15 protein-coding genes are annotated in these 13,873 nt (G+C 53.5%); 8 read left to right on the top strand and 7 right to left on the bottom strand.

The window, feature by feature from the left end:
- Window positions 1-9: 9 nt before the first annotated feature.
- Window positions 10-699, bottom strand: a complete 690-nt coding sequence (locus GBC03_16720; protein QFS71731.1) for a 3-oxoacid CoA-transferase subunit A — start codon at window positions 697-699, stop codon at window positions 10-12.
- A 170-nt stretch (window positions 700-869) separates the two neighbouring features.
- Between GBC03_16720 and GBC03_16715 the strand changes: the two genes are divergently transcribed.
- A complete protein-coding gene (locus GBC03_16715) occupies window positions 870-1,676 on the top strand; it encodes a helix-turn-helix domain-containing protein (GenBank protein QFS71730.1) in 807 nt (268 codons plus the stop codon).
- Here GBC03_16715 and smrA read toward each other — a convergent pair.
- On the bottom strand, window positions 1,673-2,236 hold the full coding sequence (gene smrA, locus GBC03_16710) for a DNA endonuclease SmrA (protein ID QFS71729.1): 564 nt from the start codon (window positions 2,234-2,236) through the stop codon (window positions 1,673-1,675). The genes GBC03_16715 and smrA overlap by 4 nt on opposite strands.
- 422 nt (window positions 2,237-2,658) lie before the next feature.
- Here smrA and GBC03_16705 point away from each other — a divergent pair, with 422 nt between their 5' ends.
- The 3 genes from GBC03_16705 to uspE all read left to right on the top strand — a co-directional run bounded on the left by GBC03_16705 (window position 2,659) and on the right by uspE (window position 5,222).
- A complete protein-coding gene (locus tag GBC03_16705; protein ID QFS71728.1) occupies window positions 2,659-3,174 on the top strand; it encodes a methylated-DNA--[protein]-cysteine S-methyltransferase in 516 nt (171 codons plus the stop codon).
- A gap of 194 nt (window positions 3,175-3,368) precedes the next feature.
- Window positions 3,369-4,121, top strand: coding sequence for a fumarate/nitrate reduction transcriptional regulator Fnr (gene fnr, locus GBC03_16700; GenBank protein QFS71727.1), 753 nt, complete (start codon window positions 3,369-3,371; stop codon window positions 4,119-4,121).
- 150 nt (window positions 4,122-4,271) lie between these two features.
- Window positions 4,272-5,222 carry a universal stress protein UspE gene (gene uspE / locus GBC03_16695; GenBank protein QFS71726.1) on the top strand — a complete coding sequence of 317 codons (951 nt, stop codon included), beginning with the start codon at window positions 4,272-4,274 and terminating at the stop codon, window positions 5,220-5,222.
- A gap of 43 nt (window positions 5,223-5,265) precedes the next feature.
- Here the strand turns inward: uspE and GBC03_16690 are convergent, their stop codons facing one another.
- Window positions 5,266-5,526, bottom strand: coding sequence for a DUF2534 family protein (locus tag GBC03_16690; GenBank protein QFS71725.1), 261 nt, complete (start codon window positions 5,524-5,526; stop codon window positions 5,266-5,268).
- Between the two features lie 232 nt (window positions 5,527-5,758).
- On the opposite strand from GBC03_16690, the gene GBC03_16685 reads away from it, so the two are divergent.
- Complete coding sequence (locus tag GBC03_16685; protein QFS71724.1) at window positions 5,759-6,781, top strand: mechanosensitive ion channel; 1,023 nt, start codon at window positions 5,759-5,761, stop codon at window positions 6,779-6,781.
- 53 nt (window positions 6,782-6,834) lie between these two features.
- Here the strand turns inward: GBC03_16685 and GBC03_16680 are convergent, their stop codons facing one another.
- A complete protein-coding gene (locus GBC03_16680) occupies window positions 6,835-7,218 on the bottom strand; it encodes a glyoxalase/bleomycin resistance/extradiol dioxygenase family protein (GenBank protein ID QFS71723.1) in 384 nt (127 codons plus the stop codon).
- Window positions 7,219-7,316: 98 nt separating this feature from the next.
- Between GBC03_16680 and GBC03_16675 the strand changes: the two genes are divergently transcribed.
- Entirely contained in the window at window positions 7,317-8,087 is a 771-nt protein-coding gene (locus GBC03_16675) for a DeoR family transcriptional regulator (protein QFS71722.1), read from the top strand.
- Between the two features lie 35 nt (window positions 8,088-8,122).
- On the opposite strand, the gene GBC03_16670 is transcribed toward GBC03_16675, so the two are convergent.
- On the bottom strand, window positions 8,123-9,736 hold the full coding sequence (locus GBC03_16670; protein ID QFS71721.1) for an oligopeptide ABC transporter substrate-binding protein OppA: 1,614 nt from the start codon (window positions 9,734-9,736) through the stop codon (window positions 8,123-8,125).
- A 183-nt stretch (window positions 9,737-9,919) separates the two neighbouring features.
- On the opposite strand from GBC03_16670, the gene mpaA reads away from it, so the two are divergent.
- Entirely contained in the window at window positions 9,920-10,648 is a 729-nt protein-coding gene (gene mpaA, locus GBC03_16665; protein ID QFS71720.1) for a murein tripeptide amidase MpaA, read from the top strand.
- Here the strand turns inward: mpaA and GBC03_16660 are convergent.
- Window positions 10,623-11,588: an L-Ala-D/L-Glu epimerase gene (locus GBC03_16660; protein QFS71719.1), complete on the bottom strand. Its 966-nt coding sequence runs from the start codon at window positions 11,586-11,588 to the stop codon at window positions 10,623-10,625. The genes mpaA and GBC03_16660 overlap by 26 nt on opposite strands.
- Window positions 11,589-11,709: 121 nt before the next feature.
- Here GBC03_16660 and GBC03_16655 point away from each other — a divergent pair, with 121 nt between their 5' ends.
- A complete protein-coding gene (locus GBC03_16655) occupies window positions 11,710-12,216 on the top strand; it encodes a thiol peroxidase (GenBank protein QFS71718.1) in 507 nt (168 codons plus the stop codon).
- A 47-nt stretch (window positions 12,217-12,263) separates the two neighbouring features.
- Here the strand turns inward: GBC03_16655 and tyrR are convergent, their stop codons facing one another.
- Window positions 12,264-13,805, bottom strand: a complete 1,542-nt coding sequence (tyrR, locus tag GBC03_16650) for a transcriptional regulator TyrR (GenBank protein ID QFS71717.1) — start codon at window positions 13,803-13,805, stop codon at window positions 12,264-12,266.
- Window positions 13,806-13,873 lie beyond the last annotated feature (68 nt).

Genomic DNA, 13,873 nt, shown 5'->3' with positions numbered 1-13,873 from the left:
ATTTACTCCTTACGCGCGCAGCGCAGCGTGGGTGAGGTTTTCCAGAGAAAACACGCGCTGGACAAAAATACCGGGCGTGATGACGTGCTCGGGATCGAGTTCGCCCAGCGGGACAATCTGATTCACCTCCACCACGGTGGTTTGCGCGGCAGTCGCCATGATGGGGCCAAAATTGCGCGCCGCTTTTCGATACACCAGATTTCCCCAGCGATCGGCCTGGTGCGCCTTAATCAGAGCAAAATCGGCTTTGATCGGATAGTCGAGTACATAGTTTTTCCCCTCGATGCGGCGAGTTTCTTTACCTTCCGCCAGCGGGGTGCCGTAGCCTGTCGGCGTATAAATGGCTCCCAGTCCGGCCCCGGCGGCCTGAATCCGCGCCGCCAGATTCCCCTGCGGCACCAGTTCCAGCTCAACCTCGCCGCGGCGATACAGTGCGTCAAAAACCTGTGAATCCACCTGACGCGGAAAGGAGCAGATCATTTTGCGCACGCGTCTGGCCTTCAACAGCGCCGCCAGACCGATTTCACCGTTGCCCGCATTGTTATTGATGATGGTGAGGTCGCGAGCCCCCTGCGCAATGAGCGCATCGATCAACGTGGTGGGTTGTCCGGCGGTACCAAAGCCCCCAATCATGATGGTGGCACCATCCGGGATCCCGGCGATGGCCTCCTCCAGCGAAGGCACACTTTTATCAATCATCAGCTCGCTCCTTTTGGTGCGTATTTCGCACATTTTTGCGTTGTTCGCACAAAATGTGACCCACTTAACGAAGTCAGGCAAGGGCGATAATCGAAATATGGTGCGATTATCGAACATCATTTATATTTGTACGAAGAATGTGATCCGTGGCGAACAACGAGAGGAAAACAGTGGAAAAACATCCTGATGACCGACTGAACAATGAGGCCGATCCGTTCAAGGGCGACCCTAACTACATGGCTTCACTGGCGCGTGGGCTGGAGGTGATTCAGGCGTTTACGCCGCAACGGCGGGTTATGTCAATATCGCAGATTAGCCAGAAAACCGGGATACCGCGCGCGGCGGTCAGACGCTGTCTGTATACGCTGGGAAAACTGGGATTTGTCTATGCCGAAGATGGAAAAAATTTTGAATTACGCCCACGGATCCTGGCGCTGGGACATGCTTATCTGGCCTCTACGCCGCTGGCACGTGCGACGCAACCGGTTCTGAAGCATCTGAGCGAAATGCTCAATGAGTCCTGTTCCATCGCCACCCTCGACGGTGACGATATTTTGTATATCGCCCGCGCCTCCAGTTCACGCATTATGACCATCGATCTGGACATCGGCAGTCGACTGCCCGCGTGGTCCACTTCAATGGGACGCGTGCTGCTCAGTCATCTTTCTGAGGACAAGCTGAACGACATGCTCGGTCGCATCACCATGATCCGCTACACCTCGCAGACCGTGGATTCCGTCCCCGCCCTGCGCGCCGAACTGAAGAAAGTGCGGCAACAGGGCTATGCGCTAAACGATCAGGAACTGGAGATGGGGCTGCGATCCATTGCCGTACCGCTGATGAACAGTCAGGGCCAGGTTCAGGCCGCGTTGAACGTGGGAGTACATGCCGGCCAGGTGACGGCGGACGAGTTGCGCAACCGGGTGCTGCCTGAGTTGCAGAAAGCCGCGCAGGAGCTGTCGCTGTTGCTGCATTAACGGCTTCGCTTGGCGTGGCGTTCCCAGTTTTCCTGCTTCGCCTGTGCGGTCTTGCGCAGCGCCACGTAACACGCCCCGCTGCCGCCATGATGCGGCAGCGCCGTGCAATACGCCTGAACGTCGTCGAATTCGGTCAACCAGCGCGCCACGTAGCTGCGTACGATGTTGGCATGTGAGTTATTGTCTCGTCCTTTACCATGAATGATCAGTACGTTACGCAGACCATCCTGTAACGACTGGAGAAGAAAACTGAACAGCTGTTGGCGGCACGCTTCCACCGGTTGACGCAACAGGTTCAGGCTCGCCTGCTGGCTGTACTTCCCTGTGTGCAGTTTATCGAGCACGCCCTGCTGCAATCCCTCGCGACGAAACGCCAGCGGCTGCGTCAGCGGGACGACCTCCAGAAAACCGGTGGTGAAAAAATTATCCAGTTGGAGTGTATCAATGCGCTGCGGGGTACGCGTATTGCGCACGGGTTGCCAGTGTACGTCGGCGCAACGTTTCAGCGGCTGAACATCCTCCATGGCGTCAAGAAATAATGATTTGTCGTCAAGGTTCATGCTCCGTCCTCCCGCTTTTAAAGACAGCCACTATCATAACCGTCGCCCAGAAGGGCGACAACGGTTTACAGATGTTTCCAGTAAACATCGGGATGTCATAAACCCATGATGCACTAAGTACCGTCGATTTTATCCATGATTAACTCATATTGAGTGATTCTAAAATCCATTTGATTTAACTTAGATTTTCGTGAAATCAATCACCCATGATGGCTGGCATCAGTAAACGGTTCTTGCTATAAGACATTACCCGCCACACGGAATAATAACGGGAACACATGAAGGATAAACTGCTGTGTGTACTGTAGAGTCTGGCGGATGTCGACAGGCTCTATTTTTTTATCCCAAATCAGAGGTATAGCGCTGCTGACGACGACCATGATACGTTGACGCCCACCGACTGCATGCCAACGAGGCAACCGATGCTGACACTACTGGAAGAGAAAATGATGACCCCGCTGGGTCCGCTTTGGGTGATTTGCGATGAGCAATACAGGCTGCGCGCCATCGAGTGGGAACAGTACAGCGATCGTATGGTGCAACTGCTGGATATCCATTACCGCGCCGAAGGTTATACCCGCATCAGCGCGACGAATCCGGGCGGCCTGTGCGATAAACTTGCCGACTACTTTGCCGGCAACCTCAGCGCGATCGATTCGCTGCCTACCGCCACCGGCGGTACCCCTTTTCAGCGGGAAGTCTGGCAGACATTACGCACCATTCCTTGTGGTCAGGTGATGCACTACGGCCAGTTGGCTGAACAATTGGGACGTCCTGGGGCCGCGCGGGCGGTTGGCGCGGCGAACGGTTCGAATCCAATCAGCATTGTGGTGCCCTGCCACCGCGTCATCGGACGCAACGGCACCATGACCGGTTATGCTGGCGGCGTGCAGCGGAAAGAGTGGCTGTTGCGCCATGAAGGTTACCTGTTGCTGTAATATCCAGGCAATTCGTGCCTTCTTGCTCACACTTTTACGTAAAGACGCCACACGGAAAGTATGGATTTTCAAAGAGATAGAAATAATTTGCTCACGTATACCAGAATTATCCGCTATTGGGGTTAGCTCAGACTTACGTGCTCACCAAAAAGATGTTAAAATTGACAAATATCAATTACGGCTTGAGCAGACCTATGATCCCGGAAAAGCGAATTATACGGCGCATTCAGTCTGGCGGTTGTGCTATCCATTGCCAGGATTGCAGTATCAGCCAGCTTTGCATCCCGTTCACACTTAACGAGCATGAGCTTGATCAGCTTGATAATATCATCGAGCGTAAAAAGCCGATCCAGAAAGGCCAGACGCTGTTTAAGGCGGGTGATGAGCTGAAATCGCTCTATGCCATTCGTTCCGGTACGATCAAGAGCTATACCATTACTGAACAAGGCGATGAGCAGATAACAGGCTTCCACCTCGCGGGCGACCTGGTCGGTTTCGACGCGATCGGTAGCGGTCATCATCCGAGTTTTGCGCAGGCACTGGAAACCTCAATGGTCTGCGAAATCCCGTTTGAGACACTTGATGATCTGTCCGGCAAAATGCCGAACCTGCGTCAGCAGATGATGCGTCTGATGAGTGGTGAGATCAAAGGCGACCAGGATATGATCCTGTTGCTGTCGAAGAAAAACGCGGAAGAGCGTCTGGCGGCATTTATCTATAACCTGTCCCGTCGCTTCGCGCAGCGAGGCTTCTCTCCACGTGAATTCCGACTGACCATGACCCGTGGGGATATCGGTAACTACCTGGGCCTGACCGTTGAAACGATCAGCCGTTTGCTGGGTCGTTTCCAGAAGAGCGGGATGCTGGCGGTGAAAGGGAAATACATCACCATCGAAAACAGTGATGCGCTGGCGGTACTCGCCGGACACACCCGTAACGTTGCTTAATCTTTCCGCAACCCTTCTGAAACCCTTCTGTCGAATCGCTAAATTTTCCTGATTTATTGATCTGACAGAAGGTTCTTCCCTGTTTCAATTCACATTCTTGGGTTACTCTTTTAGTTACAAACTGCGATGACAGTTGTAAGGAGACCCTGTATGGCTATGTATCAAAACATGCTGGTGGTTATCGATCCGAATCAGGACGATCAACCTGCGTTACGGCGTGCGGTTTATTTGCATCAACGGATTGGTGGCAAAATTAAAGCCTTTTTGCCGATCTACGACTTTTCCTACGAGATGACCACCCTGCTGTCGCCTGATGAGCGTACAGCCATGCGTCAGGGCGTCATTAGTCAGCGGACAGCCTGGATACGCGAACAAGCAAAATACTACATCGAAGCAGGCGTTCCTGTTGACATTAAAGTGGTCTGGCACAACCGTCCTTTTGAAGCCATTATTCAGGAAGTCATTAGCGCCGGGCACGATCTGGTGCTGAAGATGGCGCACCAGCATGACAGACTGGAAGCGGTTATCTTTACACCGACCGACTGGCATCTGCTGCGTAAATGCCCAAGCCCGGTGTGGATGGTAAAAGACCAGCCCTGGCCGGAAGGCGGTAAAGCGCTGGTAGCGGTAAACCTCGCCAGCGAAGAGGCCTACCACAATGCGCTGAATGAAAAGCTGGTGAAAGAGACGCTACAACTCGCCGAGCAGGTCAACCATACAGAGGTGCATCTGGTCGGGGCCTACCCTGTCACCCCTATCAATATCGCCATTGAACTGCCGGAATTTGATCCCAGCGTCTATAACGATGCGATTCGCGGTCAGCACCTGCTGGCAATGAAAGCGCTGCGGCAAAAATTCAGCATCGACGAGAAAGTCACGCACGTCGAGAAAGGATTGCCGGAAGAGGTGATCCCCGATTTAGCAGAACATCTGCAGGCGGGGATTGTGGTTCTGGGGACGGTGGGTCGTACCGGGATTTCCGCCGCGTTCCTGGGCAACACGGCGGAACAGGTCATCGATCACCTGCGTTGCGACCTGCTGGTCATCAAGCCCGATCAGTACCAGACGCCTGTTGAACTTGATGACGATGAAGACGACTAACGCGTCGTGAAAGAAACCAAAGGCCCGAATAATCGGGCCTTTTTTATTGTTTGTCCTCACCGCCGAGGAAATAAATCCCCAACGGGATGGCGAGCAGCACAGTGAAAACAAGGCTATAGACGAAAATCATTGATGACTGAATGATATACATCGACGTCGTCCAGTCAGAAAGCGGAATATCATACTGTTCAATCACCCCGCCGATCGTGGCGCGTGTGACAACCGATGCGGCGATGATAAACACCCCCAGCAGGCACAGCAGAAACTTTTTGCCCTTCGCCGTCTTTAGCTTTTCCATCATCATAATGCCCTTCTGTTACTGAAAGTCCGTTACTTTAGTGCAACAATACCATGACAATGCGCAAAAGTCTTCACGCACAAATGCGTCACATTGAAATCTTATTGGTATGAAAGCGCCGATATCACTATTTATCGCCACGATTCTTTGATGACTCAATTGTTTATCCTGAGTATCATGATTAAGACTGTGGCTATATTGCTGTTATTTAAAAGGGACCGGAATACCGGGGATAACGATGTTTACTGACCTGTTTGTAAAAAACATCTTCAATGTGACGGTTATTTTAAGTAGCCTTTTCAGCTTAATTCTGATGAATTTTTGGTTTCATCACGGTAATAAAAAGAAGAAAGGGTTTGTTCTGCATGTCATCCAGTTTCTTATTTACACCCTGATCATTAGTACATTGGGTAGCGTCGCGAATACGGTCATTGCGCATTATCATATCAGCGCAATCTCATCCAGTTTTGTCGACTTTGTCTGTACTTCACTGATTGCGCTGATTCTGACCCTGAAACTGTTTCTGCTTATTAACCAGTTTGAAAAATCGCAAATAAATAAAGGTCATGATATCACCCGCGCGAGAATTTTATCGCGGATAATCAAGATAACCCTCGTTATCGTCATCATTCTGCTGTATGGCGAACACTTCGGTATGAGTCTGTCGGGATTACTGACCTTCGGCGGAATTGGCGGTATCGCGGTCGGGATGGCCGGGAAAGATATTTTGAGCAATTTCTTTTCAGGAATCATGCTCTATTTCGACCGCCCTTTCAGCATCGGTGACTGGGTGCGATCTCCGGATCGCAATATTGAAGGCACCGTGACGGAAATTGGCTGGCGGATGACCAAAATCACCACTTTCGATCATCGGCCATTATACGTTCCCAACTCGATTTTTTCCTCGATTAGCGTCGAAAACCCAGGCCGCATGAGTAACCGGCGAATCAACACGGTTGTCGGGTTACGTTACGAAGATGCCAGCAAAATCGGTGCTATCGTCGCTGATATACGGCAGATGCTACAAACCCATAATGATATCGATCAGCAACAAACGCTGCTGGTCTATTTCAATGGCTTTGGCGACTCCTCGTTAAATATCATGGTGTATTGTTTTACCCGCACCACGATCTGGGAAGAGTGGCTGGCCGTACAGCAACAGGTTTATCTTAATATTATTGATATTGTACAGAATCATGGTGCTGACTTTGCCTTCCCGAGCCAGACGCTCTATATCAATGAAACCGGTAGCGGTTCGTGACGTTTACTATTCCAGCCCCGGACATCGCGATCCGGGGCTGGGGATCCCTCTCCTCACTCGACAATTTCGATGAAATTCCCGTCCGGGTCCTTGATGACCGCTTCATAGTAACCATCCCCGGTGGTACGTGGAGGCGAAACGAGGATCCCCTGCGCCTGTGCTTTTTTCGCCAGCATATCCACTTTTTTTGCACTACCCACCGCAATCGCCAGATGCACCCATCCGGTTGTCTGGTTATCCGGTCGCTGAGCACGCAACCCCGGTTTTGTCATCAGTTCAATGGCAATGTCATCGCCGATGCGCACAAAATAGGACTCGAATCCGGGATTGTTCTTGCTGCTGTATTTTTCATTGAGCGTACCGCCAAAAAACTCCGCCCAGAAGCGCGCCTGTGCCTCCAGTTCCGTGGTCCATAGCGCCATGTGTGCGATTTTCATGTTTTACCTCGTCTCAGCCCGTCAGAATGTTGACAGCAGCGATCGTTTTGCCCGATCATGCTTTTTATTGCTCGATGATATGGTTTTCAGGATTTATTATGCTCGATTATGCAGCTTTCCCGGAACAACGACAAGCCCTGATTCAGCAGATCCTGCAGGAGAATGGGCGTGTGGTATGCAGCGACCTCGCCTCCCGACTGAACGTGTCGGAACACACCATTCGCCGCGATCTTCACGAACTCAGTAAGGAAGGTATTTGCAAAAAAGTGTATGGCGGCGCGGTAATGATGCTGCCAGAGGCCGGTGACTATGCGGTCCGCAAAACGAAGAAACCCGATCAAAAGAGCAGCATCGCGCAAAAATGTGCACGACTGGTCAAATCAGGCAGTTGTATTTTTATCGACACCGGCACGACCAACCTGGCAATGGCGGAAGCGCTCCCGGCAGAACTCTCTCTGACCGTGGTCACCAATTCACCGGAAATCGCTGCCGTACTGCTAAAAAAGCCGCTGTATGACGTCATCATGCTCGGCGGTCAGTTGCAGCGTTCTTCCGGCGGTTGCGTCGGCGCATCGGCGATCGCTCAGGTTCAGGGAATGTTGTTTGATCAGGGCTTTATCGGCGGCTGTGCGATGGCACCAGAATCCGGTCTGACCGGGTTCGATTATGCCGACTGTGAATTCAAGCGCGCGGTGCTTCAACAGTGCAATGAAACCATTGTGGCGCTAACGGCAGACAAGATCCCGGCGGTGGCTCGCTATGTCGTCGCCCGAAGCAGTGAAATTGACGTTATTGTGGTTGAGGCGAACATCAGCAAGGAGTATTGCGAGGCGTTTCGCGAACATGATATTCGCATTTACACGGTGTAATCAGCAGGCGCGATCCCGCGCCCGCTGACGGATTGTTAGTGCTTAATGATGTACATGGTCCGGCTGTAAGCCACATCTTCCGGGTTCATGATCGGATACCCTTTCAGCCACGGTTTGATTAAGCGCCCGTTGGTGTACTGATAAATTGGCGCGATCGGAGCCTGCTCCATGAGGATTTTTTCCGCCGCATTGTAATCCGCGTTACGTGCTTTATCGGTATTTTCCATCGTCGCCTGGGTGATGACTTTGTCATACGCCGGGTTGTTAAAACGGGAAATATTGCCGGAGTGTGTTGAGGTCAACAGCGACAGGAAGGTGGAAGGCTCGTTGTAATCCCCCACCCAGGAAGCGCGAATCACATCGAAGTTCCCGGTGTTACGGCTGTCGATGTAGGTTTTCCACTCCTGGTTTTGCAGCTTGACATCCACACCTAAATTTTTCTTCCACATCGAGGCTACCGCGATGGCGATTTTCTGGTGGTTCTCAGAGGTGTTGTACAGCAGCGTCAGATTCAGCGGCTTCTGCGGGCCGTATCCCGCCGCACGCAACAGCGTTTTCGCCTGCGCATTCAGCTCTTCCTGACTCATTTGCTCAAAGGGCGACGGTTCAGGCGTAAAGCCGGCAGTGACGTCCGGCGTAAAATGCCAGGCCGGTTTTTCCCCGGTCCCCAACACCTTCTCCGCCATAATGCGACGATCGATGGTCATGCTCAGCGCCAGACGCACGCGGGAATCCGCAGTAGGGCCTTTTTGCGTGTTAAACGCATAGTAATAGGTTCCCAACTGGGGTGGCGTATAGACCTGACCAGGAATGTCCTTCAACAGCTTCTGGTACATATTTTTGGGGAACGACTCGGTGATGTCGATGTCACCCGCCAGGTAACGTTTGGTGGCTGAGGACTCCTGATTGATAGGCAGGAAGGTCACCTTTTGCAGCACCGTTTTACCGTTATCCCAGTAATGGGTATTCGGCACCACCACCAGCTTTTCATTCACCACGCGATCCTGCAGCACATAGGCGCCGTTACCAATCAGATTGCCCGGTTTGGTCCAGTCTTTACCGCTTGCCACGTTGGCTTTTTGTACCGGATAAAACGCAAAGCTGGCGGTGAGATTGGCGAACCACGGCAGCGGTTTATCCAGTTGTACTTTCAGGGTGCGAGCGTCAATGGCGGTCACGCCGAGCTTATCGGGCGTCATTTTGCCATCAATAATCGCCTGGGCGTTATTCACCCCCGCCAGCGCGGCAAACCAGGCAAAAGGTGACAGCGTTTTCGGATCTACCAGCCGCTGCCAGCTATAGACAAAATCCTGCGCGGTCACCGGGGTACCGTCTGACCAGCGCGCATTATCGCGCAGCGTAAACGTCCAGATCCGATTGTCGTTGCTTTTCCACTGCGTGGCGACGCCAGGCACGATTTCGCCCTTCTCGTTCTGGTTCACCAGCCCTTCATACAGGTCGCGAATAACCTGAATTTCCGGCAGTCCAACGGCTTTTGCCGGGTCAAGCGTCGCAGGTTCATCTTTTATATGGCGAACCAGCTCCTGCTTCTCTGCCAGTACCGTTGTGCTGGGAACATCCGCAGCATATGACAGAGAAATGCTGCTAACCAACAGCGCACAACAGGTTACTGAAACAGAGTGCTTCATAGAGTCCCCTCAATCCGGCTTAGTCACGATGGCGTAATTATTTGTTTCGCCTGAAGGAAATGCAAACAACTTCCTGCAGAAAATTGATATTACGACTAAAAATCAGTGCGTGTGAAAACGATTTGATTATCGGCCAGATTTGCACAACACTGCGAGTAATAATCCCTGAATTCAGAGACGCTTATGACCGTTACCCGCCCTCGTGCACAACGCGGCGCCTTTCCGCCAGGAACCGAACATTATGGACGTTCACTGTTGGGGGCTCCGCTGATCTGGTTTCCGGCTTCCGCCGCCAGTCGCGACAGTGGTTTGATTATTGCGGGAACGCACGGTGACGAAAACGCGTCGGTGGTCACGCTCTCCTGCGCGCTGCGCACGCTGACGCCGTCACTGCGCCGCCACCATGTGATCCTCGCGGTAAACCCGGACGGCTGTCAGCTTGGTTTACGTGCGAACGCCAACGGCGTCGATCTCAATCGCAATTTTCCGTCAGCCAACTGGAAAGCCGGGGAGACGGTTTATCGCTGGAACAGCGCTGCACAAGCGCGTGACGTGGTGCTGTTGACGGGAGAGCATCCGGGTTCGGAACCGGAAACTCAGGCGCTATGTCAGTTGATTCATCGCATTCACCCCGCGTGGGTCGTCTCCTTCCATGACCCGCTGGCCTGCATTGAAGATCCCAAAAGCAGTGAACTCGGTGAATGGCTGGCGCAGGCGTTCGAACTGCCGCTGGTGACCAGCGTGGGTTACGAAACGCCCGGCTCTTTCGGCAGCTGGTGTGCGGACCTGGAATTACACTGCATCACTGCGGAATTTCCGCCGATCTCATCCGATGAGGCCAGCGAGAAATATCTACAGGCGATGTCCACGCTCCTGCGCTGGCATCCTAAAGATGAAGTTGTCCGGTCGTAAAGTGCAGCGCGGGCTCGACATCGACAGCCAACCAGGTAGGGCCATCAAGATCGGCAAAACTGACCTGCGGCGTCAGCGGTAATGCGGCAGTAATCGCCCGTGACGTGCAAAGCATGCAACCCAGCATCAGCGCAAATCCCTGTTCGCGTGCGTCGGTAGCCAGCGCCAGCGCCTCGGTCAGTCCACCGGTTTTGTCCAGCTTGATATTGACCATTTCATAGCGCCCGTGCAGCGCTTTCAGGCTGCTACGGGTATGACAACTCTCATCCGCGCAGACCGGCAGCGGATGGATGAAATTTTCCAGCGCCGCGTCATCCTGCGCCGGAAGCGGTTGTTCCAGCATCGCCACGCCGAGATCGGCTAACAGTTGACAGCGCGCCGCCAGCCCTTCCGCCCGCCATGACTCATTGGCATCGACAATCAGGGTCGCCTCCGGTGCCGCCGACCGAATCGCCACCATGCGTTCACTGATCAACCGATCGTCCAGTTTCACCTTCAACACTCTTGCACCGGCTTCCCACAGCGCCGCCGCGCTGGCCGCCATTTGTTCCGGTGTGCCAATCACCACGGTCTGCGCAGTGGCGATCGTCTCGGGCAACGCCACGCCAAGCGTTTCCGTCAGCGTTTGCTGCTGCTGACGGGCATGCAGATCCCACAATGCACAGTCAACCGCGTTACGCGCCGCGCCGGCGGGAAGCAGTTTCTGTAGCGCGTCCCGGGTCAGTCCTTTTTCCAGTTGCGGCGCTATGCTCATGATTTGCGCCATCACGGACGCATCGCTTTCCCCGTAGCGCGGATAGGGCGTGCATTCGCCCGTCCCTTTCACGCCCTCTTCTTCCAGTTCAACCACCCCGACACGCGCCTCGCTGCGGCTGCCACGGGCAATCACAAAGGGGGTATGTAACGGCCAGGCTTCCTCGTATACCTTCACAGAACGCATTTTTTCTCCTTAAACCATGACGTGGTGGTTTGTGCGCTACACCGAAATAGCGTTTGCCGTGTTATCGGCTGTTGGCATAAACTAGCTGTGACGTTAACTATATGTAAACAGGAAGATAACCATGTCACAAACCGTTCATTTCCAGGGCAACCCGGTTGCAGTCGCCAACTCCATTCCTCAAGCGGGTAGCAAAGCGCTGCCTTTTACCCTCGTGGCAAAAGATCTGTCTGACGTCGCACTGAGCCAGTTTGCAGGCAAACGCAAAGTGCTGAACATTTTCCCGAGCATCGATACCGGCGTTTGCGCGGCATCGGTACGTAAGTTTAACCAACTGGCCACTGAAATCGACAATACCGTCGTACTGTGTGTGTCTGCGGACCTGCCGTTTGCTCAGTCCCGCTTCTGCGGCGCAGAAGGTCTGAGCAACGTTATCACGCTGTCCACGCTGCGTAACTCTGAGTTCCTGAAAAACTACGGCGTTGAAATCACTGAAGGCCCTCTGAAAGGCCTGGCCGCTCGCGCGGTGGTGGTTCTGGATGAAAATGACAATGTCATCTTCAGCCAACTGGTGAATGAAATCACTAACGAGCCTGACTATGCCGCCGCACTGGAAGTGCTGAAAGCGTAAGTCATCCCGGCATACAAAAATGCCTCCATTTTGTCGGAGGCATTTTTTTACTCTTCACTCTTCTTCTGGTTCAGGCCATATTCGCGCAGCTTATTCGCAATCGCGGTATGAGAAACCCCCAGACGTTTCGCCAGCTTGCGCGTACTTGGATAACTGCGGTACAGCTGGGTTAACACCGAGCGCTCAAAGCGGCTGGTGATGTCATCCAGAGAACCTTCCATCGCATCTTCACCGACTGCAACCGTCGTCGCATCGTAATCCGGCAGCAAAATATCCTGCGGCCGCAGCTCGTAACCTTCAAGCTGCGTCAGCGCCCGGTAGACGGCGTTTTTCAACTGTCGCACGTTGCCTGGCCAGCCGTAGCGGGTCAACACCGTACTGAGATCGGCAGCCAGTTTGGGGCGCGGGACACCCTGTTCATCGGCAAAACGCGCCACGAACAGTTCGGTCAGCGGCATGATATCCTGCGGACAATCGCGCAGCGGCGGCAAATTCAGCGTCAGCACGTTAAGGCGATAATAGAGATCTTCGCGGAACAGTCCTTTCTGCACCAGTTCAACGAGATTCTTTTGCGTCGCGCAGATCACACGCACATCGACATGGACCTCATGATCTTCCCCCACCCGGCGGAACGTGCCGTCATTGAGGAACCGCAGCAGTTTAGTCTGCATGCGTGGCGACATTTCGCCAATCTCATCAAGCAGCACCGAACCGCCGTTCGCCTGCTCGAAGAAGCCTTTTTTGCCTTCCGGCGCATGGCCGAACAGTTCGCTTTCCACCGCATCTTCAGGAATCGAGGCGCAGTTGAGCGCCAGATACGGTTTACCCGCACGCAGGCTGGCCTGATGACAGGCATGGGCAAACAGATCTTTACCGGTGCCGGTATCGCCGATAATCAGCAGCGGCGCACTCAGCATTGCCAGTTTGCGCGCCTGTTCAACAACGTGTTTCATTTTGCCGCTGACGGCGATGATCTGGCTGAAAGCGCTCACATCCTGGGTCGCCAGATTCTGCAACTGACGCCCCATCCGAATGGTTGAACGTAGCATTACCACCGCCCCGGTGAGCATGGTTTCGTCAGCTTCCCCTTGCAGAAAGACCGGTGTGATTTCCATCAGGAAATTCTGCCCGTTGATCACCACATGTTCGTTGTGGGAGGTCTGCGGATTGCCCTCCAGCCAGCGCTGGAAGTTAAAACCGTTTATCAGTTGCGCGGCGGTGTGGTTGCGCATTCGCTCCGGATTTAGCGCAAAGAGCTGGCAACTCGCCGGGTTCGCCATCTCAATTTTACTTTTCAGATCCAGCGACAGGACGGGTTCAGGCAGCGCCTCAAGCAGCGCGCTGAGCGCCAGATGTTCACGCTCTGACGGCATCCACGGTACGGTGCGTACGTCGGTAACGCCCGCAATGCGGCGGATTTCAGCCATCAGGCTACTGAAGTTAGTGAACTCCAGTTCGGCAAAGTTAAGGTAGATTCGCCCGATGGGGTCAATCTCGATACCGCGCAAATCTATGCTTCGTAGCACCAGTAAATCGAGTAATTCGCGAGTCAGACCGAGTCGGTCTTCACAAAAGACTTCCAGACGCATGGGGGGACCTTCACCTGAATAATGAGCTATAGATAAGATGATAAGCCAGGAATGGGGAAGCAGGAAGG

This window comes from Citrobacter telavivensis (assembly GCA_009363175.1).
Classification (GTDB): domain Bacteria; phylum Pseudomonadota; class Gammaproteobacteria; order Enterobacterales; family Enterobacteriaceae; genus Citrobacter_A; species Citrobacter_A telavivensis.
Note: the sequence above shows the minus strand (reverse complement) of the source record. Positions and strands in the feature narration are given on the sequence as shown.

Excerpts from the sequence above, each read along its gene's own strand:
- GBC03_16720 (QFS71731.1), bottom strand. The coding sequence starts at position 699 with ATGATTGATAAAAGTGTGCCTTCGCTGGAGGAGGCCATCGCCGGGATC.
- smrA (QFS71729.1), bottom strand. The coding sequence starts at position 2,236 with ATGAACCTTGACGACAAATCATTATTTCTTGACGCCATGGAGGATGTT.
- GBC03_16705 (QFS71728.1), top strand. The coding sequence starts at position 2,659 with ATGCTGACACTACTGGAAGAGAAAATGATGACCCCGCTGGGTCCGCTT.
- fnr (QFS71727.1), top strand. The coding sequence starts at position 3,369 with ATGATCCCGGAAAAGCGAATTATACGGCGCATTCAGTCTGGCGGTTGT.
- uspE (QFS71726.1), top strand. The coding sequence starts at position 4,272 with ATGGCTATGTATCAAAACATGCTGGTGGTTATCGATCCGAATCAGGAC.
- GBC03_16690 (QFS71725.1), bottom strand. The coding sequence starts at position 5,526 with ATGATGATGGAAAAGCTAAAGACGGCGAAGGGCAAAAAGTTTCTGCTG.
- GBC03_16685 (QFS71724.1), top strand. The coding sequence starts at position 5,759 with ATGTTTACTGACCTGTTTGTAAAAAACATCTTCAATGTGACGGTTATT.
- GBC03_16680 (QFS71723.1), bottom strand. The coding sequence starts at position 7,218 with ATGAAAATCGCACACATGGCGCTATGGACCACGGAACTGGAGGCACAG.
- GBC03_16675 (QFS71722.1), top strand. The coding sequence starts at position 7,317 with ATGCTCGATTATGCAGCTTTCCCGGAACAACGACAAGCCCTGATTCAG.
- GBC03_16670 (QFS71721.1), bottom strand. The coding sequence starts at position 9,736 with ATGAAGCACTCTGTTTCAGTAACCTGTTGTGCGCTGTTGGTTAGCAGC.
- mpaA (QFS71720.1), top strand. The coding sequence starts at position 9,920 with ATGACCGTTACCCGCCCTCGTGCACAACGCGGCGCCTTTCCGCCAGGA.
- GBC03_16660 (QFS71719.1), bottom strand. The coding sequence starts at position 11,588 with ATGCGTTCTGTGAAGGTATACGAGGAAGCCTGGCCGTTACATACCCCC.
- GBC03_16655 (QFS71718.1), top strand. The coding sequence starts at position 11,710 with ATGTCACAAACCGTTCATTTCCAGGGCAACCCGGTTGCAGTCGCCAAC.
- tyrR (QFS71717.1), bottom strand. The coding sequence starts at position 13,805 with ATGCGTCTGGAAGTCTTTTGTGAAGACCGACTCGGTCTGACTCGCGAA.